General features: G+C 74.1%; 1 protein-coding gene. It reads right to left on the reverse strand.

Going from position 1 to position 251, the window contains the following annotated elements:
- Positions 1-200, reverse strand: a 200-nt coding sequence (locus SB754_RS21890; protein WP_410784410.1) for a hypothetical protein, incomplete at its 3' end; no start/stop codon positions are given.
- Positions 201-251: the final 51 nt, after the last annotated feature.

The raw sequence follows: 251 nt of genomic DNA on the forward strand, positions 1-251 counted from the left end.
GTGACACAAGTCCAAGGGGCCCCGGCTGCGCCGGGTCCCGGGTCGCCCTCCGCCTGGCGTCGGTGCCGGGAGCGAACCTCCCAGCGATAGACGCGGGTGAGGTACTCGGCCTCACGGCCGCGGGCGTCGGTGACGACCAGGCCCCACGTCGCCTTGAGCGGCTCGCCGTAGCGGCCAAGGGCGTCGAGGCTCCTGGCCATCTCGCCGGTGGCGTGGCTGTACTCGGCGCGGCCAGTGTCCTGGCGCTCGAC

It is taken from the genome of Leifsonia sp. SIMBA_070 (assembly GCF_046534635.1).
GTDB lineage: Bacteria > Actinomycetota > Actinomycetes > Actinomycetales > Microbacteriaceae > Leifsonia.